Genomic DNA, 26405 nt, shown 5'->3' with positions numbered 1-26405 from the left:
ACTTAACGTCATAACGCAGGATCACTAGTGCCGCGGTTTGTGGCTATGCTGTATTGATCCTGCGCCAGTGTTCCCTCTGGCGGTCACTCTATCCGCCAGCGCGGAACTCCCATCAGAGCCCAGGAGGTGTGTAGTGACACGGATTGGCCAGGACACCCTTAACAGCAAAAAAACGCTGCAAGCCAACGGCAAGACTTATCATTACTTCGATATCAATGCAGTCGCCGACAAAGGCTGGGGTGATCTCAGCAAGCTCCCCTTTTCCCTCAAAGTCCTTCTCGAGAATCTACTCCGCTTTGAAGACGGTAACAGCGTCACCGGTGCCGACATTGAAGCCGTAATGCGCTGGCTGGAGCAGAAACGCTCCGACAAGGAAATCAATTACCGGCCTGCCCGAGTGCTGATGCAAGACTTTACCGGCGTACCCGGTGTTGTGGACCTAGCCGCCATGCGTGACGCCATTAAGAAGGCCGGTGGTGACCCTGGCCGCATTAACCCGTTAACACCGGTAGATCTGGTCATCGACCATTCGGTGATGGTAGACAAGTTCGGCAACCCACAGGCTTTCGAAGAAAACGTGGAGATCGAGTATCAGCGCAACCGGGAGCGTTATCAGTTCCTGCGCTGGGGTCAGAAAGCCTTCAACAACTTCCGCGTGGTCCCACCGGGCACCGGCATCTGCCACCAAGTAAACTTGGAATACCTAGCCAAAGGAGTGTGGTCGTCCGAATCTGAGGACGGCAACACCTATGCCTACCCCGACACCCTAGTGGGCACCGACTCCCATACCACCATGATCAACGGCTTGGGCGTGCTGGGCTGGGGCGTGGGCGGCATCGAAGCTGAAGCCGCTATGCTAGGCCAGCCCATTGCCATGCTGATTCCCGAAGTTATCGGCTTCAAAATCAGCGGCAAACTCCGTGAAGGCATCACCGCTACTGACCTAGTACTTACCGTCACCGAGATGCTGCGCCGGCGTGGTGTAGTAGGCAAATTCGTGGAATTCTTTGGCGACGGACTGGCCGATCTAACCTTGGCCGACCGCGCCACCATCGCCAACATGGCCCCGGAATATGGCGCTACCTGCGGCTTCTTCCCCATCGACGAGCGCACCATCGAGTACATGAAACTGACGGGCCGAGACGAAGACACCATTGCGCTAGTGCAGGCCTACTGCAAGGCACAAGGCCTGTGGCGCTCCAGCAGCGATCCAGACCCAGAGTTCACGGACGTACTGGAGCTAGACCTGAACGATGTGGTTCCTAGCCTGGCCGGCCCCAAACGCCCCCAGGACCGAGTGCCGCTCACCTCAGTCAAACGCACCTTCATCGACGTGGTCACCGACACGCTCAAACTCAATGACGAGGAAATCAGCAAGCTGGAAGGCGAAGGGGGCCAAACCGCCGTGGGCAACCACGAACCCAGCGGCGGAGATGTGCCCATCACCATCGATGGCCACAAGCACCATTTAAGCCATGGCGATGTGGTGATTGCTGCCATCACCTCCTGTACCAACACCTCCAACCCCAGCGTTATGCTAGCCGCCGGACTAGTAGCAAAAAAAGCCGCCGAGAAAGGCATGAACCGCAAACCCTGGGTAAAAACCTCACTGGCCCCCGGCTCTAAGGTCGTGACCGATTATCTAAATGTCACCGGCCTGCAAGAACCACTCAACAAAATCGGTTTCGACTTGGTGGGCTACGGCTGCACCACCTGCATCGGCAACTCCGGACCACTGCCACTAGAAATCGACAAGGCCATTTCCGACGGTGACCTGGTAGTGGCCTCTGTGCTCTCCGGTAACCGTAACTTCGAAGGCCGGGTTCATCAGAGCGTGCGCACCAACTGGCTAGCTTCTCCGCCATTGGTGGTGGCTTATGCCTTGGCCGGCACCGTAAAAATTGACCTGGCTTCCGACCCCCTCGGCAATGACAAAGAGGGTAACGCGGTTTACCTGAAAGACATCTGGCCCAGCTCCGATGAAATTCAAGCGGAACTGGTGAAGATCAACGACGACATGTTCCGTAGCCAGTACGCCAGCGTGTTCGAAGGTGATGAAATCTGGCAGAGCCTGCCTATCCCGGATTCTCAAACCTACGACTGGGACAGCAGCTCCACCTACATTCAGAACCCGCCCTTCTTCGACGGACTCACCGCCGAGATGGACGATGTAGAGCCAGTGAAAAACGCGCGCATCTTAGCGATGTTAGGTGATTCCATCACCACCGACCACATCTCCCCCGCTGGGGCTATCAAAGCGGATTCTCCCGCCGGGCATTACCTGCAAGGGCACGATGTGGAACCTATCGACTTTAACTCCTACGGATCACGTCGAGGGAATCACGAAGTGATGATGCGCGGGACCTTCGCCAACATCCGTATCCGCAACGAAATGACCCCCGACATCGAAGGTGGCTTTACAAAACACCTTCCTCAAGGCGAGGAAATTTCTATCTACGGCGCCGCCATGCGCTATCAGAACGACGGCATTCCCACTGTGGTGGTTGCGGGCAAAGAATACGGTACGGGTTCCAGCCGCGACTGGGCTGCCAAGGGCACCAACCTGCTCGGCGCTAAAGCGGTCATCGCTGAAAGCTACGAACGGATTCATCGCTCCAATCTGATTGGCATGGGCGTGCTTCCGCTGCAATTCCCAGAAGGTACTGACCGCAAAACGCTCAACCTGGACGGCACGGAAGAGGTGGATATTCCAGACCTGAACAATAACCTAAAACCCGGCGACACCATCACCGTGATATTCCGTCGCGATGGCAAGGAGCAGAAAGTGGCGGCCATCTCTCGCCTGGATACCGCAGCGGAAGTGGAGTATTACAAGAATGGCGGCATCCTCCATTACGTGTTGAGACAGATGATGCAGTAGAGACGCTCCACACCGCATGCAATGGTGCCGGCAACCTGTTCTGCATGCACCAAACCCAGAAGGCCGCATCCAAACACCGGGCGCGGCCTTCTGCATTTTTGTAACCATGGTAGATCGCATTTACCCAATGACACAGACAGGCTGAGAACGCGAACCCGACACTCGCGCCTCACCTTCAGCGACGCCGCTTACGTTGTTACCTAGCGAAGCCTGCGTACGCAACGAAACAACGACGCAGTGCGCGCCTGCCCCGCATGAGCAGGCGAACCGCGTGTAGCGTTTGCCGACCGTTTTTTGCTATGCTGGCTTTTCACCACACTGAGTTTCGGGGGAACTCCGTGCGTATCGTATTGCTGATTTTCATCTTCGCGTTGAGCAACCTAGGCCACCATGCCATCGCCCAACCACCAACCAACGACACCGATTTGCTAAACGCAGAACAACGCGATGCGCGCCTACGTGAACAACAGGAACTGGAAGCCCGCACCAACGATCTGCAAGCCCAGCAAGAAACCACCCGCGAACTGCTGGACCAGCAAGACCAATATCTGAAAGCCCTGCGTGCTCAAATCAAGGCAATCAAACAGGCAAACACCCCCACTCCTTACACGCACAAAGACACACCATAATGATTCGAAAATGGTTGGAGCAATTGCTCCGTCGTAACCAACACCCTATTGCACCTACCCGCACGGCGACACGGCACACTCCGGACGAAATCAGGGCCCAGGACACAGCGAATACTAGTAACGGCCCACAGGTCCTATTGCGACCGTTTCAGATTCGGCCCATGGACAGTGGCGACTTGGGCGAACTGCTGGGAGTGTTCCGCCAAGCCATTCAGGTCAGTGCCGCCGATCAATACGACCAACAACAACGGGATGCCTGGAGCCGAGCACAAAGCCATGAGAGCCTGATTTCCGCTCTCAGTGAAGGCGAAGCGGTAGTGGCCGAATGGGATAACGTTCTGGTGGGCTTTGCCCACCGGATCAACGACTACATCAACATGCTGTTCGTACACCCGAATGCTGGCCGCGAGGGCATCGCCACTCTACTCTACCAACACTTGGAAGACGGCGCCCGGATGGAAGGCATCACTGAACTCGCCGCCCACGTCAGCCTCACCGCCCACGGCTTCTTCCATTTCATGGGCTTCACCAGCGAAGGGCAAGAAGAAGCCGAACGCAACGGCGTCAGCCTAGCCCGCTACCCCATGCGCAAGCCTCTGATCTGATCCCGGATGTTATCGATCAAATAATCTGATTAAACCGGTCGAGCCATCCCCCTGGTTTGCTCAGAAAGCCCCCGCTATAGTTACTTTATCGTTGAAGCCCTTTTCTTTAGCCACTCAATCATATTGCACTCATTCTGTGGTTATAAACCTTAGGTTTGTTAGATCCGGTATTTTCCCCCTTAGGCCGTTACCCGACGGCCGTTTTTTTGTCGCTACATAACAGCCTATGCTTCACACCCAATCAGCCACTGAAAGGCAGGTAGCGGCTCAAGGGTCTCGTACCTTATTAGTGTTGGCGAAGTTGCCACCCAACGCGCTGTCGCCTTGATCATTCCTTGATATTACCACTGTGCCGAATCCATCATGTTGTCGTATAACAGGCAAAAGGAATGAACCATGACAGGCACAAACATAGAAACACACTCCTCTCAGTTGACCACCACGTCTCTGGCCGTGCTTATTGATGCAGACAACACACCGCCCAAGATTGTCGACGGCCTGTTCGAAGAGATTGCCAAGTTCGGCACCGCCAGTGTCAAGCGCATCTACGGCGACTGGACCAAACCTAACCTTGGAGGTTGGAAAAGCGTACTACTGAAACATTCGATACAGCCTATCCAGCAATTCGCCTACACCCAGGGGAAAAATGCTACCGATTGCAGCATGATCATCGATGCCATGGATCTGCTCTATAGCAAGCAACTATCTGGTTTCTGCCTAGTATCAAGTGACAGCGATTTTACTCGCCTAGCGGCGAGGTTAAGGGAAGAAGGACTGACCGTGTACGGTTTCGGGGAGCGTAAAACACCCGGCCCGTTTGTGGCCGCTTGTGATAAGTTTATCTATACCGAAGTATTACGCTCAGACCATGCCCCGCAACATACGCCCGACAAACCCCAATCCTGCGAAGAACCCGTTAATAAAGAGGATCCACCACTTCAGCTTATCGCCAACGTTATCGATGATATTTCTGATGAAGAGGATTGGGCGAATCTTGGCACCCTAGGCCAACATTTAAGCAAGCGTAAACCCGACTTTGACACCCGTCTGTTCGGCCACAAAAAACTCAGTGACATGATCCGCGCCTATCCCAAATGGTTCCAAATCCAGAAAGGGCAAGGCAAAAGCATTCAGGTCAAAACCCTGCGCAAATAACGCCGCTAGCCTTTCAGCAAAGAAACAACGCAAGAGGCCGCGCTCGGAGAATGAGCGCGGCCTCTTTGACCTCTGCCTCAGCAAAAAATCTGATCGCGTTTCAACTTTTCACTCTCAACGTGCCGCTTAAATCAGCGCACCAGCCACAAGCTCAACTGCGGTACATAGGTAATCATTAACAAAGCGATAATCAATATCAGCATGAAAGGAATGGTTGCCGCGAACAGCTCCGTAACTTTCTTCTTGAAGCGGTAACTGGCAATAAACAGATTCATACCCACCGGCGGGGTGATATAGCCAATCTGCATGTTCGCCACGAAGATAATCCCCAGATGCACAGGGTCAATACCGTAGCGCAACGCCACCGGCAAAATCAGTGGCACCATGATCACCAGCGCCGCAAAAATATCCAGTAACGCGCCCAATAACAGCAGCAAAATATTAAGCAGGATCAGGAAGGTGATTTTGCTTTCCACATGCGTTTGGATTAGAGCAAATAGCTCCTCTGGCACACCGGCATACACCAAGTAGTCAGAAAACGCCTGCGCCACCGCCAAAATCAACAATATGCCGCCTACCATGATCATGGAATCACGCATAATTGTCGGCAGCTTGCGCAGGGAAATTTCCCGATACAGAAACACCTCCGCCACCAGCACATACAGCGCCGTCACCGCCGCCGCCTCACTAATGACTAAAAAGCCGGAGAAGATTCCGCCCAGCACCACCAATGGTAATGGCAGCTCCCAACGAGCCTGCCATAACGCATCCACCAGTTCACGGAAATCAAACGCCTGCCGGGGTACATCGGTGCCGCGGGTAGCCCACACACAGTAGCCGTAAAGTAGCACGATCATCAGCAATGCGGGCAATAGGCCAGCCAGATACAGATCGACAATCTCCACTGTGGGCATGTCCAATTGCTGAGACATTTGCTGAGCAATAATGCCGTAGATCAACAGGGGCACAGACGGCACCAATAGCAAGCCCAAACTCCCTGAAGAGGTCACCAGACCCAAGCTAAATTTTTCCGGGTAATTGCCTTTCACCAGCGCGGGCAGCAACAGCGCCCCTAATGCCACAATAGTGACGCCAGAGCCGCCGGTTAAAGCGGTAAAAAAAGCACAGGCAATCAACGCTACAAAAGCCATGCCACCGGGCATCCAGCCGAAGGCGGCTTGGCTTAGCCGCAACATACGATCAGCGGTTTTCGATTCACTCAGCAGAAAACCCGCAAACGTAAACAATGGCAATGCCATCAGCACCACAGAATTGCTGAGCTGATAGATATCGATGTGCAGCACTGCCAACTCAATCTCTAGGGTATAAAACCCCAGTGCTGCCGCGCCAAGAATAATGGCAAACAAAGGCGCGCCCATTAACGCCAATACCACCAGCAGGATAATCGCCGCTGTAATCATGGCGTCAGCTCCTGCATCTTCGGCCGTTTACCAATCAACCCCATCGCAAACAACACCACATAGCGCAAGGCCATGACCGAGAAGCCCACTGGAATAATCGCTTGCAACAACCAGCTGGGCACACTGGCAAACGCTGGCGTGGCGTACTCATATTCTTCAATCACGAATTGCACGCTGTACCAAGCAACCAACAAACAGATAAAGGCGGTAAACAGGTCTACAAATGTAGTCAGGAACGGGTGATATTTTTCTGGCAATAACGATGAAGCCACATCAATGCGAATGTGCTCATCATTACGTGAAGCGATCATGGCTCCTAACAAACCAATCCACAGCACCGCGTTCTGCAGTAAGGGCTCAATCCATACCAAGCTGGTACCAAAAAAGTTACGCAACACAATTTGCGCCACAGCCAGCAGAATCATAAACAAAAGAACGGCCACAATAAGGCCGTCCTCGATATGATGAAGGGCGCGATGCACCCTACGTAATAGTGCAGCCATCATTGCCCGTCGCGTTGCTTGGCAAGAATGCCATTAAGCCGATCCAGCATGGCTTGGCTGATTTCGCCCTCTTCCACCAGTTCAGCGGTGGCGTGCTCGGCATAACGGTGCCATTCCTTGCGCTGTTCTTCGTTCGGTTTGATCACTTCCAACCCCTGTTGTTGAACAGCGGCAAAAGCGCTTAGGTTTTCCTCGCGACTTTTCGCATTCAGGGTGTCAAAGGTGCCATCCAGTATGGCGCGAACCACTTTCTGGTCTTCCGCGCTGATGCGTTTAAAGTACTTTTCGTGGATACCCAGCATGCCAAAGGTATAGAGCAGCGGCATGTCGGTCAGATAGTTTACTCGGGAGTACCACTGCAGAGTCAGCGCCGCGACAGGGGGCGCAGCAAAAGCATTCACCGCACCGGTTTGCAGGGAGGTCAGCACAGAGCCAATATTGAGCATAATCGGTGACAGCTCGAAAGCCTTGGCCGCCTTAGCAGAGGCTTCATCATTCGCCGGCAACCACAGTTTTTGTTCACGCAAATCGGCAATACTTTTTACCGGCTGCTCAGACATCACATAAGCAAACCCGCCATCCAGCAAACCGAAGCTGACCCAGCCACCGTCTTCCAGGCCCTTTTGAATTACCGGGTCCAGTTCACTGCGTACCGCATCCACTTCATCGTAATTATTAAAAGCCAACGGGACATTGAGAATCTGGCTGTCTTTGTACGCGGAGGAAAAAGCCCCGCCTTGGGCCACCAGGCCGTGGAGCTGGCCAATACGGATTTTGCGTTCAACCGCGCGGTCATCGCCCATCACCCCGCCGGGATAAATTTTCAGTTTCACTCGGCCATCGGTTTGCGCAGCAATATCTTTACCGGCTTTTTTTAGCCCAGAAACAATGGTGGTGCCATCCGGGTACAGAGTGGAAATTTTCAGGGTGGTCGCAGCGGTGGCAACCAGCGGGAACAACACGATCAGAATCGTGGCAAGGCGCAGCATAAACACTCCTAGAAATAATCATCCGCGTCGGCAAGCAGGGCTTCAGCCTGCTGCTGCGCATAGGTATTTTGCAGGGTCAGGCCGTGGACATCAGGATCCGCCGCCAGCACCTCGTTGAGCAAGCTGTCATGCAGCTCCCGATCAAACAACAGACGCGCATATTTTTCCGCGTAAAGCACCTGGGCCAACAAGTTTTTACCGTCGGCCAACTGCACCGCCTGTTCAAAATGAGTTTTCGCCAGTTCAGGGTTGCCACCGAGCGACGCCGGTAAGATGCTGTTTAGCACGCCCAGATACATGTGTGCCTGGCCATACTGATAGTGCTCATCCAGCGCAACAATTCGCTCCATGATGGCTTCTACCCGGCCCAGTTCAGCCACCGCGTTCCAATCATTGGTGTTTTGCTGGATATAACCCGCCCAGGCTCCACCCAAGGAAAACAACACGGGCACATCACCTTTGTTCGCGTCTTCCAGCAGGGCCTCGAATTCAGGGACAGACAAGCTACGTAAGTCGCAGTAATCCTTATCGTGGGCACAGGCGGCACGGAAACCGTAATCCAGAGCCTTAATGCTGAGCTTGCGGGCACGTTCCGGCTCTTTCACGAACAGGCCTGCGTAGGCGCCATAAAGGTCCGCACCACTGCTCAACAGCGATTCGCTTTTCGGCCAGTTTTCGATCAGACCATCGACCATCAGCAAATAGGTAGGCAGGCCGTCTTCGACCAGCTGCAGGTCATTGTTATTGAGGACACCATAGGGCAGGTTGTCGTCAACATGGGCCAGAGAACAGCCTTGCAGGGCAACCACCGCTGCGAAAAATAGAGAAGGTACCCAATAGGGTACAGAGCGCCACTGCATAGGTCGCTGACATCCTTTCATTGTTGTAACGTCATCGTTTTGGCTGTCTTTATAGCAGTCCACCGGGGGTAACTCAAACTGCTCCTTGCTTCTGGCTGCGCCGCACCATGCCGAAAATGCCGCCCAACAAACAACCGCTTACCAGCCCTGCCAGATGTGCCGCATTCGCCACCACATCCGATAGCCCTACGAAACAAATCACCATCCATACCAGCATAAAAACCACAATCTGCCGACGCAGGGCAAACCCGGCACCCGGATTCAGCCACCCGAAGATCCATAGGTAGCCCAACAAACCGTACACCACTCCGGACAAGCCACCGAACATGGGCCCGCTGTATAAGAACTGAGCCACATTGGAAACCGCTGAGGTCACCAGGGTGACCAGCAACAGCTGGGCAGACGATTGATGGCGTTCAATCAGACGCCCCAGATCTGCCCACCACAGCAAGTTGAAAATGATATGGAGAAGGGAGAAGTGCATCAGCATAGGAGTGATCAACCGCCATGGCTGGCTGGTCAACCCCTCCATGGTCGCGGGAAACAACAGGGCAAGATAGACCCCGTCGCCCATTAGATAAGGCGTCAAGAAGATGGCCACACACAACCCCAGCCCAAGCTTGGTCACCCAACCCATGCTGGCCAGCCAGCCACCAGACAGCAAGGGCTGTGGCTGGCCGGTGAGAGGCTCCACAGCTTGTCGGTCCTGCCCCCGTTTCAGGTCGGCAATCAGCTCTGCGGTCAGTGTTCGCGCATGGGGATATTGCTCAGCATCAGGCACACTCAGCACGAACTGACCTTCATCCTCATGACGGTGCACCTGAAAACCATTGCGTTTCAGGGTGCGTTCGATCAGATTCGCCAGCTCTACCTGGGGGGTACGAATCAGTTCCATGCCAGTGCCTCCAGGGCTTGCTTGCGTTGTACATCATCCAAATCAGACAAGTTATCTACCTGCTGCCAGAAACAGCCCCATTGCTGCTGGCACTGTGAAAAAAGCCGGCTAAAAGCCGGCACATAATCATTATAATCACTGACCGTATTCAATTGGGCATTGTTCAACGGACCATCGAAAAAAGGTTTGTAGCCTTTTAAGCCCGGCAAACGCTGGCTTTCATCAGCGAACCGGTCTCGGGCCTGTTGCTGAATGCGAGCCTTTTCGCGAGCCAATCGCGAGGACTTCGAAGTCGACTCATACAGCCTTGCTAGCGCCTTACGAGTATCAGCAATGATACTTAGAAAAGCATCCTCCACCTGCTCTCTACGATCCCAGTAGCCATTCGGCAGTGGCTCTCCGGTTGCCAAAAAGTACTGCTTTGCGCCCTCCCGCCCCACCATGGTTGCCAAAGATTCGTTGAAGCGAGTATCACCCTTGATATACAGCTTGCGGTGAGCCAATTCGTGAATCAGCAACTCAGCCAGTGAAGGCTTTGACCGCTGGATCATGGGCGTAGTGAGGGGATCCGCAAACCAGCCTAGGGTGGAATAGGCTATAGCGCCCCCCACCCAAGTATCCATGCCGTCAGCCTGTAATTTCGCCGCTGCTTTTTCTGCCCGTTGCCGCTGGAAAAAACCGCGATAGCTGACACAACCCACCAACGGATAACACCAGGTTTTTTGCGTCAGCGACCAAGGCGGTGCCGCCAGCACATTCCACACCACCGCATCCTGCTCCAACGCCACATATTGATGGTAGACATCATCAGCCGGCAGCCCCAAATGAATTCCCGCCCAGCTCACCAGCTGCTGGCTGAATTGCAATTTCTCGACCAACGATTGCGGTGTTTCAGGATCTGCCAGCACCTGCTCCACCGGCTCGCGCTCACCCATCAACGACCAATGACCGCCAATGGCCTGGCTGTAATAGCCCAGCTGGCAGCCTGCCAATACCCATGGCAGCCAAAAACATAACAGGGAAAAACGAAACAGCGTCGGCATCAGGCCCGAGACATGAACTTGCGTTCGGCGGTATTCACCCGCACCTTTTCACCCGCTACGATATATTCCGGCACTTGCACCACCAAGCCGGTATTCAAGGTGGCAGGTTTGGTACGAGCCGAGGAGGAAGCAGCCTTCATGGCCGGCGTGGTTTCAGTCACGTCCAGCACTACCGACGCTGGCAGCTCTAGGCCGATAACCGACTCTTCTACTTTCAGAGCCAGCACGCCTTGCGTCTCTTCCGTGATGAACGCCAGCTCATCACGGATATCGTCCTGCTTGAGCAAATACTGGGAAAAGTCCTCGTTATCCATAAAGATGTAGTCATCCCCATCCACATAGGAGAACTGCACCGCACGGCGCTGCAATGCCACCGTGGCCACGTCGTCATCGCCCTTGAAGCGCTCTTCAAACTTGGGGCCACCACCAACCGCACTGGCCTTCACCCGGTACAATGTGGCCGCCCCCCGGGCAGAGGGAGACTGCACCTCGATCTGGCGAATGGCATACAAGGTGCCGTTAACTTCAATAACGTCGGATTTTTTCAGCTCACTGGCGCGGGTCATGGAAAAGGCTTCCTGAAATGTCGATGCGCCAATGCTACAACAAAGAGCCGCTGCAAGCTGCAAGCTGCAAGCTGCAAAGATAGATAGAGAGAGCCGGGAAATTCCCAAGGGTTTGCTTTTCAACTTTTAACGTTGAACTTTCAACTGCCCCTCAAGCCGTTCGTACGCCAGGGAACACAATGCCTTACGGTTCATGCCTTCCCCATCAAGAGGCTCACAAAAATGCAGGCGAACACGAATTTTTCGGCGTAACAATATGCTCCACATGTGATGATGGAACTCATCGTCACCAATAAACGCCAAACTTTGGTCCGCCGCGCCCATGCTGTCCAAGTAGCGAATCGCCAGTGGCTGAACCGGCACCTGCGCTAACAAGGGCGCATCAAACAACTGCGGGAAAAAGCGACGCAGCCCGGTACCATCCGTCGTGGTGCCTTCCGGGAACACCAGCACCGTATGCCCGCGCTTTAGACGACCGGCAATTTCTTGAGCCACGCGAACGGACTCACCGCTACCCCGCTTGATAAACAGGGTGCCCATGGCACGAGCCAGCATGCCTATCAGCGGCCAGGCACCGACCTCAGCCTTGGAAAGAAAATACAGATGTCGCTGGCTGGCAATAACAGGAATATCCAACCACGAAACATGATTACTCACCAAAAATACGGGCGTCTCGACCCTGCTACCTGTAACGGTCAATTCCACACCCAAGATACGCAGAAATCGCCGGCACCATCGTTGCTTTGCCTTCAATATCACGGGCCGATAGGGTGACCAGAACGCGCCAAGAAAAAACGCCAGCACAAAGCCCCACAATAGATAGAGCACAACACCGGCAACTCGCCACACTCGACGCAGTTGCGGCCAGACCCCTCTCTCGGGATAGGTACCAACACTGACGCTATGATTCATATCGCTCCTGTATACAGTCTGCTAGCTGTCAATTATCCACTACCCATTGTTTACACTGCCTGGGCGGGCTGCATGAAGTGCTGCACATAGCGAGCGGGCAGGTTTTCCACCGCCATCAGCACAAAGAAGTCCAAGCAATTAAAATCCGGGTCCCAGCATGGCTCACCACATACCTGCGCGCCCATGCGCAAATAAGCCTTCAGCAACGGCGGCATCTTCACACCCTCCGCTTGTGCATCGCCGGGCAATGCCTGCAACCGTAAGTGAGGCTGCACTCGATGCTCGGCCCGGCTTAAATGGCGCCCCTGAATGCGCTCGTTGACCGCCGCCACGTTATAGCCTTCACTCAACGCAATGCTGGCGCAGCCCAGCAGGTAGCGCACATCATTTTCCAGCATGTATTGCGCCAGCCGTGCCCACAGCACACTTATCACCGCCCCGTTACGGTGATCCGGATGAATGCAGGTGCGCCCGATCTCCGCCAGCTTGCCCTCCAGACGCCCAAGCATGGTGAGATCAAACTCACCACTGGAATAGAATCCACCAGTACGTTGCAGCCTGTCACCGGGCAATACCCGAGTGTAACCAACAATGTCGCCGCTGCGATTGTCGCGCACCACCAAGTGCAAGCAGTGGCGGTCAAAACGATCACGATCCAGCCCGAACGGCGCACTGAAACTCGCGCCGTATTCCTGGGAGAAAATGCGATAGCGTAAACGTTGAATTTTTAGAATTTCACGACGCGAACGGGTGAAGTAAGCACTGAAGCGACCCTGCGCCTGGGCTTCTCTATCCGTTGTCATTTCCCGAGGAAAGCGAAGAATCTCGGCAGTGGCAACGAACGGCTTAGCGAACGCTCCTTTCCATTGCGGGCTCAACGCTTTGATCTTTCCTGCGGCTTGCGCAAGCATAGTGTGCTCCACTGGCAGTTTCAGCCAGTGTCGTCAGCGACCATGGCAAGGCAGTGACACTTGCGTGACATTTGCGCGACACACCCAGAGAGCCTAAAAAATAAAAAACGAGAAGGAGAGAGCCATGGACGCCCCGCACATTGCCGACACCGTCCCGTTTCCGTTGCCCGTCAAAAAAGGCGATACGGTGTACTGGTGTGCCTGTGGCCTGAGTCAGACGCAACCGTATTGTGATGGCAGCCACAAGGACACCCGCTTCTCACCGGTGCCCTACACGGCACACAAAGACCAAATTGTGTTTTTCTGTGGCTGTAAACACAGCAACACAGGGATGATCTGCGATGGCAGCCATGTGGCGCTCAAAGGAAAAAGCACCGGCCACCGATGAGAACCCTTGCTGACAACCTATCCTGTATTGCGTAAGCCCGCTGCAATACCCGCAATGGTTACCATCAGTGCACTCTCCAAGGTCTCATCGCCATCCTGTTGGCGCAGCCTTGCCATCAGCTCCGCCTGCAACAGGTGCAGGGGGTCGGTGTAAGGGTCACGCACCCGAATCGACCAGCGCATCACCGGATTGTTATCCAGCAAGTCTTCTCGACCAGTGAGGGCAGACAAGGCGCTCACCGTGGCGGTGAGCCGCTCGCGCAGCACTTCACCAAGACGCATTAACCCGGGATCGTCCCCCGCCAAACGCTCTTCATACCAAGCGGCCACACGCAAATCCGATTTCGCCAGTACCATCTCCAGCATATCCACCACGCCCTGGAAAAAAGGCCACTCGCTAGCCATTTCCCGCACCATAGCATGCTGCGCGGCATCGTTCTGAGCATCTTCCAGAGCGGCGCCGGTGCCTAACCAGGCAGGCAGCATTAACCGAATCTGGGTCCAAGCAAACACCCAAGGGATCGCCCGCAGAGAGCTGATACCTTGATCCGACTTGCGCCGCGCAGGGCGGCTGCCCAGCGCTAGCCGCGACAACTCCGTTTCTGGCGTAACGGTACGCAGGTAGCGCACCAGCTCAGGCTCATCGCGCACCACCCCGCGATAGCCCGCCACGGAGGTATCCGTCAGGGCCTGCATCTGTTGGCGCCACTCCGGCCGTGCCGCCTGGGGTGGCAACAAGGTTGCTTCTAAAGTGGCCGCCACATACTGCTCCAGGTTAAACACCGCCACCGACGGGCGACCGTATTTAAACCGAATCACCTCCCCCTGCTCCGTCACCCGTATACGCCCGGCCACCGAGCCCGGCGGCTGTGATAACAGCGCCATGCGGGTGGGCGATCCGCCTCGGGAAATGGAGCCACCTCGGCCATGAAACAGTGTGAGCGGAATGCCGTTATCGGCAAACAGGGCCGTGAGCTTTTCCTGTGCCCGATATTGGGCCCAGGCCGCGCCGAGAAAGCCCGCGTCCTTGGCGGAATCTGAATAGCCAATCATGATTTCCTGCCCGGCAGCCACTCGCTCTCGATAGAACGGCAGCGCTAACAACGCTGACATGGTTTGCTCGGCACCATCCAAATCGTCCAAGGTCTCGAACAGCGGCACCACGCGCATGGGTTCACGAACCCCGGCTATCTTCTGCAACAACATCACCGCCATCACATCAGACGGGGTAGTGGCCATGGAAATCACATAGGCACCTAGCCCTTCGCTGCCTTGCTCGGCAATCACCTCACACGTTGCCAATACCTCTGCGACTTCGGCAGTGCAGTGTTCGCTGTCGCGGAAAGCGGCATCAATCAGCGGTCGACGTGCCTGCAGCTCATCAACCAGAAACGCTTGGCGCGCCGCCTCATCCCAATCGCTGTAACGACCCAACTGCAGATAACGGGTGATGGCATCCAACACATCACTGTGACGGGTCGATTCCTGACGAATATCCAGCCGTAGCAGGGTGATACCGAAACAGTTCAGGCGGCGAAGAGTATTTTTTAAATCGCCATCGGCAATGTCACTTAGGCCCACGGCACGCAATGAACGGTCGAGCAACTGTAACGGCGCCATCAACTCTTCACGGCGTAAATAGGCTTGGCCCTCCGGCACCGGTAAGCCTTCTACTTGTGCTTCCATCTGGCGACGAGTCAGGCGTAAGCGGCTACGCACTTCGCGCAGCAGCACACGGTAAGGTTCATGGGTTGGGCCAGTGGCCGCCAGTAATTCCTCACTGGCCGACTTCATCGACAGGTCCGCCAGCAAGTTCTCCACATCGCGAAGATACAGGTCTGCCGCCATCCAGCGGGCCAGCAGCAACACTTCCCGAGTCACCGGGGCGGTCACATTGGGGTTACCATCCCGGTCACCGCCCATCCACGACGCCAACTTCACCGGCGCCCAGTCGGAGGGGGGCGCAGGCAGCCCCCGGTCGGCCAGCTGTGCTTCCAGTTGGCGCAGAACATCGGGCACCGCCTGCCACAGGGATTGTTCAATGGTGGCAAAGCCCCATTTGGCTTCGTCCACCGGGGTCGGCTTTTCACGACGAATTTCATCGGTGCACCAGGCCGCCAGAATCACCCGGCGCAGACGTTCGCGGCGCAACTCACGCTCGTCTTCATTGAAGTCTGGGCGATCCAGCTCACTGAGCAGATCGGCCATTTGGTCATACTTGCGAATCAACGTACGGCGGGTCACCTCGGTGGGGTGGGCCGTCAGCACCAGCTCGACAGAAAGCTGCTCAAGCGTTCCCGAAATTTGCTCTTTGGCAATGTCATTATCGGCCAGGCGCTGCAGCACCTCCTGCAACCCCTGATCAGTACCCGCATCCCCCGGATAGCGCTGGTGTTGACGATGCAACCGCTCCCGGTGATGTTGCTCGGCAATATTGCTCAAGTTAAGAAACTGACTGAACGCACGCGCGACCTCCAGCAGAGTCGCGTCATCCAGCGGCGATAATAAATCGCGCAACGAGGCCAGTGACGCCCCCCCTTCGGTGCGGGTCGCCACCGAGGCTTGGCGGATTTTTTCCACCGTCTCGTAAATGGAATCGCCCGCCTGCTGGCGCAGGCACTCGCCCAACAAATCACCCAATAACCGGACATCATCACGCAATGGTGCATTTACATTGTGATCCACTGTGCCTCCTTACCGTTCAGGAATCGTTGCCGGCGCCTACCATACTCGCTCTTCAAGTCGGTGCCATAACCAACAAATGCTGTTCAAATTGCAGTTTTAACAAGATTACACTGCTGGACACCTTTATTCCGCTGCCGCCGTGCCGCAACATAGACCCCCTAACAAACTTGGGATCGACTCAATGATGAACACCTCACGCCGTATTACCTCGGATCAGGGTGTAGTGCTGATGCAATATCTGGCGCGGACCCTGTTTGCTGGGCTTGCGGTGATATATTTCCACTATGCAGACCACTTTTTCTTTAACTTGCCCCAAGCAACCCCGTGGCTGTTATTCAGTGCTTACGTGGGCATTCAACTTCTGCTATTGATCTGGCGCCCAGTCAATGCCGACGCCTTCGCCTCCGCGCTAGACCTGCTGACTCTGGGTATCGTGTTGTTATTGGATGCTGGTGACCCGCCTCCCACCATGGCGCTGCTGTTCATTGCTGTGCTCAGTAACGGCCTACTGCATGGCCTCAAACGTTTTCTCATCATGCTTGCCGGAGCTGAAATCGTATTGGCCTTCGTGCTCCCTATCCGCTTGAGTTACAGCGACGCGGCCAGCGCCTCTGCCAGCCTACTTCTGGTCGCGGCACTCAGCGCCTGCATGTTGTATTTCGGCTTGATGATCTGGCGTAACCAACACCTATCCCGAGCGGCGCTAGAAGCCACTTGGCGCGACCCAGATACTGATTTCATTAGCCGCGAAGCCTTGGTAAGCACCGCCGGCTGGCTGGTGCCTCTGCACGACCGCATTTCCTCGCCATTAACCTTAGTATTAGTGCGGCACCATGAATTACCGTTACTCGCCGACCGAGTAGCCCAGCGCATTCGCCGCAGCGATGTGGCCGCTCGCTACGATGAACAACACCTGGCTCTACTGCTGCCCTGCACCGCCACCGCGGCGGCGGAACAACTGCTCAATGATTTACGCACCCGGCACCAGGGGCTGCGTGCGGCCATGATGACCCTGGCCAATGGTGACGCCGCCCTTGAGCAAGCACTCTCTCACCTGCAGGCCTCCATGGCCCGCACCACAGAAGAAGACAATCACTGGCTGGCCCACGCACCGCCGATAAATTGAGCCTATTACACCACCAATTCATCAGGCGATCTTTGTCACACTGCCTTGTCGGCAAATGCGCTACACTGGACCAAACAACGACAAGGCAGCCCCTATGCCAATTCGCACCGTTTTTCTAACCCTGTTCGCCATCGCCAGCCCGCTGCTCGGTTTAAGCATGCTCACACAGGCGGCCGACGCCCCCAGCCCACGCATTGTTGGCGGCAGCCCGGCCGCCGACCGTTGGCCGTGGATGGCACAAATCATTATTAAAGAGCCTTCCGGCAGCCCCTCTTTCTGCGGCGCCAGCCATCTCAGCCCCCGCTGGGTTCTTACCGCCTACCACTGCACCCAGTACCTGAACGGTGACCCGGCCACCGCTGACCGGCTGTTCGTTTATATCGGTGAAACAGAGAACAAACTACTATTACCTCCAGAAGGTCGCATCACGGTGGAGGGAATTTATAAGAACCAACAGCGCTTCGACAATTTTTCCTTTGCCCACGACCTCGCCCTACTGCGCATTCCTGCCACCAGCAACAGGCTATGGCCCAGCTTGGCAGACGACGACGTTTTTAATGAGCTGAAAAACCGCCCGTTAAGCCAACGTGACGAAGCGGTAACCGCCCTGGGTTGGGGCCAGACGGGCAGCGGTGAGCGAAGCACTGTGCTGCGCGAGGTGCAACTGGACTTCATTCCCAGAGAGGAGTGCAAGCAACTATCCACTTTGAGCATTCCCGATTCCACCATCTGCGCGGCAGAGCTCAATCCGGTCAATGGCATTAATCAGGACACCTGCTTCGGTGACAGCGGTGGCCCTCTGTTCATCGGCGAAGAGGGCAACCCCTGGCTAATCGGGCTCACCAGCTTCGGGCTGCAAGACTGTGCCACCGGCGCTCCTGCCGGCTATACCCATGTCACCGCTGAAATTGCAGAAGTGGAGCGCCTGACCACGCAGGGCAATGCTCCCTTGGTGGACATGACCATCAACGGCGAGACGAAACGATACTATCAGCGCATTAACGGCACCCAGGCCATCCCGATCACCCTACGCAATAATAGTATCAACAACACCGCTACCAACCCGGCTATAAGTCGCTCTTTCAGCGGCAGCATAGCCACCAGCGCCCGCTTTAACTGGACCGGCTGCAGCACCTTGCCCTCCGTGACACGCTGCACCGTGGCCAGCAGCTTGGCCGCTAGTGCGTCCCGCACGGGCAACCTTGACGTCACTGACAGCAGCGGAACCGATCAGCTGGTGACGCTAACACTCAGCGCCAGTGCAGACGAAAACGACTACCGCCGCCGTAACAATAGCCTGATTCATGAAATCGCCTTCTCCGACAATCCTGATTTGGCCCTATCCGCCGTCCAACAGACCAGCAGCCGCTCCCAGGCCAGCGTCGCGGTGACATTGAGCAACCACTCGCCCTTGTTCGCCGCCACCAACACCGGCATCAGCTTCTCGCTCCCGACCAACACCCAACTGCTCAACGGCCCCGAGCTCGGCTGCCAGCAAGGCAACCCGATATATTGCCCCATTGGTGGCTTGGGCACCGAGCAAAGCCACACCTTGACACTGAAATTCGCCACCGACACCGGCATCAGCCAACTTTTTACCTTTAAAGGGCTCCCCACCGAAGACAACAACATCCCTGGCGACACTGACATGCAAGTGGATGTCACCGTGCAGTACAAGTACAACGCCACCGTTAGTTCAGCGGCTGGCGGTGGCAGCGGAGGAGGGGCCTCACTGTGGCTGGGGCTAATCGCACTGGTGCTGGGAGTGCGCCGACAACGCAACTAACTTGTCTGCCTGTCATTGCGCCTTTATTCTTGCCGGTTTACCAATATGCTCACCGGGGGAATCCACGTGAAGGCCAAGCCGAGTTACCGCGCCGACATCGAAGGCCTGCGCGCCCTGGCCGTGATCCTGGTGATTCTGTATCACTATCAGGTACCGGGCATCAGTGGCGGCTTTATCGGTGTCGATGTGTTCTTTGTGATCTCCGGTTTCGTGATCACACAGCTGCTGGAACGGGCCTTCCAGAAAGACACATTCCGCTTTCGCGATTTCTATGCCCGCCGAATTCGTCGCCTGGTGCCGGTATTTTTACTGGTATCCACCGCCACATTCTTGATGATCTCGCCATTCTATATCGGTGACGCCTACTATATTTTTGCCAAAAGCTGGCTGGCCTCGCTGATCGGGCTGAGTAACCTCTATTATTTCAACGAGCTGAGCCAATATTTCGCCCCGGAAACCCTGTCGCTTTCCCTGCTCCATACCTGGTCGCTGGCCGTGGAAGAACAGTTCTACTTGCTCTGGCCTGCTTCGCTGTACCTGGCCTATCGCTTCGGTAAAGGGCGCACGGCCCACTGGCCGTTTCGCATTACCTTGGTCGCCACCTTTGTATTATCCGTGTATATGGCCAGCGCCCTGCTGATCACCAAACACGATCACTTCCCCGGCTATAACGCCCTGTGGCCCACCCTCGGCACCGCCATGGTCATCTACGCCGGCCTGCATCAGCCGGCCACCTTCACCGCACGCCTACTGAGCCTGCCGGTGATGGTTTTTCTGGGAGGCATTTCCTATTCCCTGTACCTGTGGCATTGGCCACCAGTAGCTTTGATGCATTACCAGCTGATCGAGCTGACCTGGCTGAACCGATTATTGCTCATAGCGGGTGTCGTGGCCCTCTCTTGGTTCAGCTTTCGTTTTGTGGAAAACCGCTACCGCCACCGGGACTGGAGCTTCACGAAATCGTTCCTGATCTTTATTCTGGCCCCGCTGATCGTCATCTGGGCGATCCAGTCCACCATCCGCATCGCCGACGACACCAGCTTCCGCATCCCCGAAGAGCGCCGCGAACTGTACAAAATCATCGCCAACAACAACCCGGCGGATCTATACAAACGTTGCTTCAAAGGCAAACCGGTTGAATTTAACCAGAGCGACGCTTGCCTGTTCGGAGCAAAACCCGCCGACGGACAGCCCAACAGCATGTTGATTGGCGACTCCCACGCCATCGCCCAGATCGGGTTTATTGAACAACTACTCAAAGGCACAGACTATTCCGTGCTGATGGTCACCCGAGCCTCAACCCCGTTCCTGCCCCCCGCCATTGCGGAAAAAGCCCAGGCCTCTGATCCGACCAAAGTGGCCCGTAACCAAGCCCTCAGCGACTACCTGAGCCAACGCCCCATGACGGTTTTCATCGGTGCCTGGTGGAGCGCTTACCTCAAATCTGAACACTACCAACGCTACTTTGTGGACACCATCGGCTGGCTGAAAGCGCACGGCCACACCGTCATCGTGATGGAAGACGTGCCAGAACTGCCCTCTTCTTCTTACGCGGAATGTCTACTGAAAAACATGGACGATTGCTCCATCAGCGCTGAGGATGTGAAGAAATCACTGGCCAATTTCTATCGTTTCAAGCAGAACGCACAGCAGCGTTACCCGGACGTGCAGTGGATCAATCCACGCAAAGTTCTCTGTGATGCCACCCGCTGCCAAACCGTCCTGAACGGCATCCCACTCTACCGCGATGAAAGTCACTTAAATAACGTGGGCGGGATTGAAATCGGGCAGGAATACCTGAAGCGCTTCGGCAACCCGTTAACTTCATCGGAGAAATAACCCACTTTTGCACGAACACCTCTCGATGCGCGAACCGGGCTCGATCAGCAGCCGCAGACCGTAGGCCAGATTGACCCAAGGGCACCGAGAGCGCGAAAGGGGTAATACGACCTCACAAGCGCCCTTAGTGAAAACTAAAACGCATCACACCGCCTGAAACTGCGCCAACGACGCCAGAATATCCAACGCATGACGACGCTTCACCGGATCATAAAGATCCACCGTCACCATCAACTCATCCACCTCCACGGAGTCCAGCAGCTGATCCAGCTGCCCCTGCATGGAGGCTGCCGTTCCCAGCAACTGTAAGCCCAGGAAATCTTTTACCCCTGCTTCCTCTTGTGGATTCCACAAGCCGTCCATGCTTTGCACCGGCGGTTTCATCCATAACGGCTGGCCACGAAACAAAGCAAGAATACGTTGGTAACTGGTGGTGGTCAGGTAATGAGCCTCTTCGTCGGAGTCCGCCGGCACCGCAGGCAACGCCAACATGGCGTAGGGTTTGCTCAGCTGGGCAGAGGGCTGAAATTGATCCCGATAGATACGCAGCGCCTCACGGTACAGTCGCGGCGCAAAATGCCCGGCAAAGGCATAGGGCAACCCCCGCTGCGCTGCCAGCTTGGCGCTGTACAAACTGGAGCCCAGTAGCCAGATCGGTACCTGAGTGCCAGCGCCGGGAATCGCATTAACCCCCTGTGACGTATCCAGTGGCCCCAGCAAGCGCTGTAGCTCGGCCACATCATCGGGGAACTGCTCAGCCCCAAGACCTTCACGGCGCAGGGCGCGGCTGGTCATCGGGTCGGTTCCCGGTGCGCGGCCCAACCCCAAATCAATCCGACCGGGGTACAAAATCTCCAGCGTTCCAAATTGCTCCGCAATCACTAACGGCGGGTGATTCGGCAACATCACCCCGCCAGACCCGACCCGAATGGACTCGGTGGCGCCGGCAATATGCCCAACCAGCACCGAGGTAGCTGCACTGCTGATCCCCTGCATATTATGGTGCTCCGCCAGCCAAAACCGCTGAAACCCCAACGACTCTGCATGGCGTGCATAAGCCACACTGTTAGCCAACGTCTGCCCAACGGAGTCTCCCTCACGGATCGACGCTAGCTCCAGCAATGAAAACGGTACGCTTACAGACAAAATGCATACTCCCATAACGCCGGCACTATGAATGGTGTTAAACCCGAAGATTCACGTCAACAAAGTAACCTACACGATTCAGGCCGTATAGCCGCACCACGGGCTCATGCTAATGCGACCCGCGGTTTGATTTCCAGCGACAGGATGTACCGCTAGCACCAAGGAAAGATTGAAGTAGCCGCCCAAGAAATCCGCGCTCAACCAGCCCCATCGCGCGAATGCTCGCCGTCAGCGGATAGGAGACTCTGCTCCGAACGATAAGGCACCTCTTGGGCCGCTCCCGTCCCCTGAATACCAAAAAAGAACAACCGACAGCAATGGTCAGCAACGACCTCGGGGTCATCTTGTGAAGGCATATATTCAACAAAAAACTGGCGCATGTGGCGAGTTTCGTAGTGGTGCAACACCAAGCCCAGAAGCGACGTCACTAGCATGTGGGTATCGAAAGCCTGGGTTACTCGGCCAACGCTTCGCACCATCGCCTCGTACTGTTTACCAAACAATAGATCCACCAGCATCTTCAGACGTTCGCTGTTACCTTCCAGCTGCTCTCGCTTCACCAGCCGAAAAAAATGCTGATCCTTAGCTATGTAAAACGCGAACTCTCGAATGAACTCACCGAGCTGGCTCTGGGGTGTTCCTTCAATGGATACCAATGCTGAAAAATGCGCAGCCTGCTCTGCGTAGGCGAAACGCAGTACCTGCTCATACAAATCTTCTTTGTGGACAAAATGGTGGTAAAGCGTCGCTGGATTGATGCCAACCTCTTGCGCAATGCGTCGCATTGATACGCCGTTGAAGCCGGTCTCTGCGAACAACTCTAACGCTTTTTCAAGAATTACGGTGCGTGTACTTCCAGCCGGGCTATCAACCGGCACTGCGGATCGATCTGTCATCAGGCAAAACTCCCTGTAGCTGCAAAAGTGCAGGCCTCACCCAGATGCTGCACCACTCCAGTGCCCCCGTCAAACGTTTGTTTGGTTTTGGTGCACCAATGACGTTCCCACGATTTCTCGGCAAACGCTAACTGTGTTGCTACCCGATTGTTTTATAAGTCTATTTTTTAGAAACAACAACAATTGGCACGCCTATCGCATTCCCAAACAAACGTTTGGTTGATCCTTATAATGCCCGCGGTGGCCTAGTTCATAGTATGGAGTTCACAAAATGCAAAAAACGCCCATAGTCGCTACAGGTCACCCTCTAAGGTTCGCAATGGTGCCCCTCCTTTGTGCCGTGACCACTAGCGCCCTCATTGCCCCCTCTATTGTCCACGCCGCAGACATTCGTACCTCCGGTTATCTGCGACAGCACCTCGCCACTAATCTCAACGACGTGCCGGAAACTCAAGAAGACGATAAGTACGACCTGGCTATGGCTAGAACCACCTTACTGCTGCAAGTCGATGCCGATTTGGGCTGGGCCTATGGGGTCGCAATAGGCCGCTTGACCCGCGAATACATGACCAACTACCTCGATCGCTTGGAAGACCTCACTGCAGTAACTGGATCAATGAATACCCCCCCTCTACCTCGCTCAGACTTTGAAAACGACTACAGCGACGAAGAACTGCGCGAGGCCTACTTGGACATCCCGATGGGCTCGCAGTTTTCAGCCCGCATCGGCAAACAGCAGGTGGTGTGGGGGGAAACCGATTTCTTCCAGGCAATGGATGTAATTCACGGCTACGACCAGACCTGGCGCGCTTTTCTGGAACCGGAGAACGAGGAGTGGCGCAAGCCACTATGGTTGGCCAACCTGCAATACTTTTCGGTCAATTCGGACAATTCTTTACAACTTGTGCTGCGGCCTGGGATCGATGATGACGACGCCATGGGCAACAGCCTGGATACCTTCGGTGGGCGTTGGAGCCTCAATGGCAGCCGCGGATTCAATACCGCGGGGCTGATTCCGGTGAACTACGATCACTCCAAGGCGGATGCAGATGATCCCTCGTACGGCATTCGCTGGTCGGGCACAGCCTTAGGTGTCAGCTATACCCTCAACTATTACCACACCTTGAGCCAGGACCCTGTGGTGAACTTCGCGGACCTCAGTGGTGGCTTCAACCCGGCGTTTCAGGCTTATGGCGACGCCCCGGAGAATGGATTTGCCGAGTTTATCTACCCAGAGATAGACATCTTCGGTGCCACACTCAATGGCTACCTGGAAAACATCAATGCCACGTTCCGTGCGGAACTGGCCTATACACCAGACAAACCTTACAACTTTGGTTTCGCCAACACCCCGTCTGCCGGAGGCAATGGCATCATTGAAAAAGACACTCTGCGCTCAATGATCGGCCTGGACAAACCCCTACGCACCCAGAGTTGGCTCGGCACCAGCGCGCCCACGTCGATCAGCCTGCAGCTGTTCGACACCTGGATTATCGATCACAAAGACAGCGAACAAGTGGTGGATTTCGGCTCTCCCAAAAAGGAGCACTCCAGCATCCTGACCGCTCTGATAATGATGCCATTTCGGCATGATTCGGTGAACCTCTCCTTCGCAGCGATCTACGACCTAGCATACGACGGCACCATCCTCGTACCCGGTGTAAGCCTGTCGTTCGGAGATCACTGGCGGCTGATGTTCGAAGCCGATTTCTTCAACGGTGGGCGCTACAAAAGCGACCCCACGGATCCACAGGGTCAAAGCTTGATCGGCGCGTTTCACAACAGCGACCAAGCCATGGCACGTATCACCTACCAGTTCTAAATCTAAACCCAACCCCCGCTGCCCAGCGGTATGACAACGGTAGACAGGAGCACACAATGATTTATCAATTTCTTCGCGCACTGCGCAATGCTCAGGCCGCTCTGATCCTCTCACTGGGGATAACCGCTCTGCCAGCACTGGCAGAGGAGGTTCCAACCGGGTTTGTGCTGTCGGCGCAGAACCTTGACGAGCACCTGGACGATCATTATCAGGGCACCCCACTCAAGGAGCTGCTAACCGAACACCTCATTATGCGTATTCGCGAACACGGATTGCGCATAAAGCTCGCGCCGGCAAGGCCGATGCAGCCCGACTCCCGCTATATTGCTGCCACAAAAACCTACGCGCCAAAAGTGGGCTTCGATACCCAAACCAAGACCCCAACAGGTTACGTTGCGGGCATTCCGTTTCCAAAACTGGATCTGGCAGACCCACACGCTGGCTGGAAGCTCGCATGGAATTTGTTTTATGCGATTCCCACCAATGCCGACAACAGTGCAGTGGGCGGCCCCATCACCATCGCTGGCTTCGATAAAGGGATAGTTCGCCAGTTTGTGGGTGACAACTACAAGTTCCGCATGGTTGGGCGCTACACCGATGAGCAGCCCGGACACCGTGGCGATGGCACCATCAAGCAAAAGTCCGTGGTGGCACTGAGCGCACCCTATGATCTGGCTGGTCTCGGTGTGTACACCGTGCAGTCTGCGCAGGGGAAGGCAGACGAAGCCTACGTTTACGTCAAGTCCATCCGACGCATCAAACGCACCGCAGGCGCCGCCGTCTGGATGGATAACCAACCGCAGATGGACATGCTCAATGACGACAACAATGGGATAGACAGTTACCCCTTGTGGTATTCCGATTTCCGCATACTGGGCAAACGCACCATCCTCGCGGTTTCCTACCTCGAGCCCATGATGACCAAGCACTACGAAGACTTGATCGAGCAGTCTGCGCCCTGGATCAACCCAAACCCCGAACATGTGGTCTGGCGTCCCACCGAAGTCTTCGTACTGGAAGGCACCCCGCCTTCAGAGCACCCCTACGGCCGAAAAATTCTCTATGTCGGCACTGACTACCCGCAGCCCTACGCCGGTGAGTTCTACGACAAGAACGACGAACTGTGGCGCATGTGGCGGCTGTGGATCACCCAGTCGACAACACCGGATGGCTACACCATTCCCTCCGCCAACTACGTACAAGCCATCGACCTGAAAGCCCAACGCGCCACGTTCATCGACGGCACCGGCATCATGGTGCAGAACGACCCTCAGTTCAAAGAGGAAATGCTCTCTCCACGGATCATGCAACGACTGGCCACCGGCAAGCAGGGCCTTTACTGAGCAAG

The 26405-nt window shown here is 55.6% G+C and carries 22 protein-coding genes; 10 read left to right on the top strand and 12 right to left on the bottom strand.

What is annotated here, in order from left to right:
- Window positions 1-133 precede the first annotated feature (133 nt).
- From acnA to ABO_RS03570, 4 genes are all read left to right on the top strand, one after another.
- On the top strand, window positions 134-2881 hold the full coding sequence (gene acnA / locus ABO_RS03585; protein ID WP_041704884.1) for an aconitate hydratase AcnA: 2748 nt from the start codon (window positions 134-136) through the stop codon (window positions 2879-2881).
- Between the two features lie 338 nt (window positions 2882-3219).
- Complete coding sequence (locus ABO_RS03580) at window positions 3220-3510, top strand: hypothetical protein (RefSeq protein WP_144412620.1); 291 nt, start codon at window positions 3220-3222, stop codon at window positions 3508-3510.
- On the top strand, window positions 3510-4115 hold the full coding sequence (locus ABO_RS03575) for a GNAT family N-acetyltransferase (RefSeq protein WP_011587977.1): 606 nt from the start codon (window positions 3510-3512) through the stop codon (window positions 4113-4115). Before ABO_RS03580 ends, ABO_RS03575 begins: the two co-directional genes overlap by 1 nt.
- Before the next feature lie 396 nt (window positions 4116-4511).
- The gene (locus ABO_RS03570) at window positions 4512-5270 is read left to right on the top strand and encodes an NYN domain-containing protein (RefSeq protein WP_011587976.1); all 759 of its coding nucleotides are present in this window, start codon (window positions 4512-4514) and stop codon (window positions 5268-5270) included.
- Window positions 5271-5401: 131 nt separating this feature from the next.
- Here ABO_RS03570 and ABO_RS03565 read toward each other — a convergent pair whose 3' ends face one another.
- The 9 genes from ABO_RS03565 to ABO_RS03525 form a co-directional block, all read right to left on the bottom strand.
- The gene (locus tag ABO_RS03565) at window positions 5402-6691 is read right to left on the bottom strand and encodes a TRAP transporter large permease (RefSeq protein WP_011587975.1); all 1290 of its coding nucleotides are present in this window, start codon (window positions 6689-6691) and stop codon (window positions 5402-5404) included.
- A complete protein-coding gene (locus ABO_RS03560) occupies window positions 6688-7197 on the bottom strand; it encodes a TRAP transporter small permease (RefSeq protein ID WP_011587974.1) in 510 nt (169 codons plus the stop codon). The genes ABO_RS03565 and ABO_RS03560 overlap by 4 nt, the downstream gene beginning before the upstream one ends.
- Complete coding sequence (gene dctP, locus ABO_RS03555) at window positions 7194-8183, bottom strand: TRAP transporter substrate-binding protein DctP (protein WP_011587973.1); 990 nt, start codon at window positions 8181-8183, stop codon at window positions 7194-7196. Before dctP ends, ABO_RS03560 begins: the two co-directional genes overlap by 4 nt.
- Window positions 8184-8191: 8 nt before the next feature.
- Entirely contained in the window at window positions 8192-9043 is an 852-nt protein-coding gene (locus ABO_RS03550; protein ID WP_011587972.1) for a TRAP transporter TatT component family protein, read from the bottom strand.
- Window positions 9044-9116: 73 nt separating this feature from the next.
- Window positions 9117-9938, bottom strand: a complete 822-nt coding sequence (locus ABO_RS03545) for a rhomboid family intramembrane serine protease (RefSeq protein WP_011587971.1) — start codon at window positions 9936-9938, stop codon at window positions 9117-9119.
- Window positions 9929-10981 (bottom strand): aminopeptidase, encoded by a 1053-nt coding sequence (locus ABO_RS03540; RefSeq protein ID WP_011587970.1) that lies wholly within the window; start codon window positions 10979-10981, stop codon window positions 9929-9931. The genes ABO_RS03545 and ABO_RS03540 overlap by 10 nt, the downstream gene beginning before the upstream one ends.
- Window positions 10981-11547 (bottom strand): elongation factor P-like protein EfpL, encoded by a 567-nt coding sequence (gene yeiP / locus ABO_RS03535; RefSeq protein WP_011587969.1) that lies wholly within the window; start codon window positions 11545-11547, stop codon window positions 10981-10983. Before yeiP ends, ABO_RS03540 begins: the two co-directional genes overlap by 1 nt.
- Window positions 11548-11673: 126 nt before the next feature.
- Entirely contained in the window at window positions 11674-12459 is a 786-nt protein-coding gene (locus ABO_RS03530; RefSeq protein WP_011587968.1) for a lysophospholipid acyltransferase family protein, read from the bottom strand.
- A 50-nt stretch (window positions 12460-12509) separates the two neighbouring features.
- Entirely contained in the window at window positions 12510-13370 is an 861-nt protein-coding gene (locus ABO_RS03525; protein ID WP_050731497.1) for a GNAT family N-acetyltransferase, read from the bottom strand.
- 124 nt (window positions 13371-13494) lie between these two features.
- Between ABO_RS03525 and ABO_RS03520 the strand changes: the two genes are divergently transcribed.
- A complete protein-coding gene (locus ABO_RS03520) occupies window positions 13495-13758 on the top strand; it encodes a CDGSH iron-sulfur domain-containing protein (RefSeq protein ID WP_011587966.1) in 264 nt (87 codons plus the stop codon).
- A gap of 17 nt (window positions 13759-13775) precedes the next feature.
- On the opposite strand, the gene ppc is transcribed toward ABO_RS03520, so the two are convergent.
- Window positions 13776-16442, bottom strand: coding sequence for a phosphoenolpyruvate carboxylase (gene ppc, locus ABO_RS03515; protein ID WP_011587965.1), 2667 nt, complete (start codon window positions 16440-16442; stop codon window positions 13776-13778).
- 181 nt (window positions 16443-16623) lie between these two features.
- On the opposite strand from ppc, the gene ABO_RS03510 reads away from it, so the two are divergent.
- From ABO_RS03510 to ABO_RS03500, 3 genes are all read left to right on the top strand, one after another.
- Entirely contained in the window at window positions 16624-17568 is a 945-nt protein-coding gene (locus ABO_RS03510; protein WP_011587964.1) for a hypothetical protein, read from the top strand.
- A 94-nt stretch (window positions 17569-17662) separates the two neighbouring features.
- Window positions 17663-19354 (top strand): S1 family peptidase, encoded by a 1692-nt coding sequence (locus ABO_RS03505; protein WP_035460922.1) that lies wholly within the window; start codon window positions 17663-17665, stop codon window positions 19352-19354.
- Between the two features lie 66 nt (window positions 19355-19420).
- The gene (locus ABO_RS03500; protein WP_148201423.1) at window positions 19421-21193 is read left to right on the top strand and encodes an acyltransferase family protein; all 1773 of its coding nucleotides are present in this window, start codon (window positions 19421-19423) and stop codon (window positions 21191-21193) included.
- Window positions 21194-21337: 144 nt separating this feature from the next.
- On the opposite strand, the gene ABO_RS03495 is transcribed toward ABO_RS03500, so the two are convergent.
- Both ABO_RS03495 and ABO_RS03490 read right to left on the bottom strand, forming a co-directional pair.
- Entirely contained in the window at window positions 21338-22354 is a 1017-nt protein-coding gene (locus tag ABO_RS03495; protein ID WP_011587961.1) for an LLM class flavin-dependent oxidoreductase, read from the bottom strand.
- Between the two features lie 182 nt (window positions 22355-22536).
- On the bottom strand, window positions 22537-23235 hold the full coding sequence (locus ABO_RS03490; RefSeq protein ID WP_011587960.1) for a TetR/AcrR family transcriptional regulator: 699 nt from the start codon (window positions 23233-23235) through the stop codon (window positions 22537-22539).
- 319 nt (window positions 23236-23554) lie between these two features.
- Between ABO_RS03490 and ABO_RS03485 the strand changes: the two genes are divergently transcribed.
- Window positions 23555-25057: a DUF1302 family protein gene (locus tag ABO_RS03485; protein WP_231483489.1), complete on the top strand. Its 1503-nt coding sequence runs from the start codon at window positions 23555-23557 to the stop codon at window positions 25055-25057.
- A gap of 56 nt (window positions 25058-25113) precedes the next feature.
- Window positions 25114-26400, top strand: a complete 1287-nt coding sequence (locus tag ABO_RS03480; protein ID WP_011587958.1) for a DUF1329 domain-containing protein — start codon at window positions 25114-25116, stop codon at window positions 26398-26400.
- Window positions 26401-26405 lie beyond the last annotated feature (5 nt).

It is taken from the genome of Alcanivorax borkumensis SK2, assembly GCF_000009365.1.
Classification (GTDB): Bacteria; Pseudomonadota; Gammaproteobacteria; order Pseudomonadales; family Alcanivoracaceae; genus Alcanivorax; species Alcanivorax borkumensis.
The sequence above is the reverse complement of the archived record's forward strand: the minus strand, read 5'-3'. Positions and strand labels throughout refer to the sequence as shown.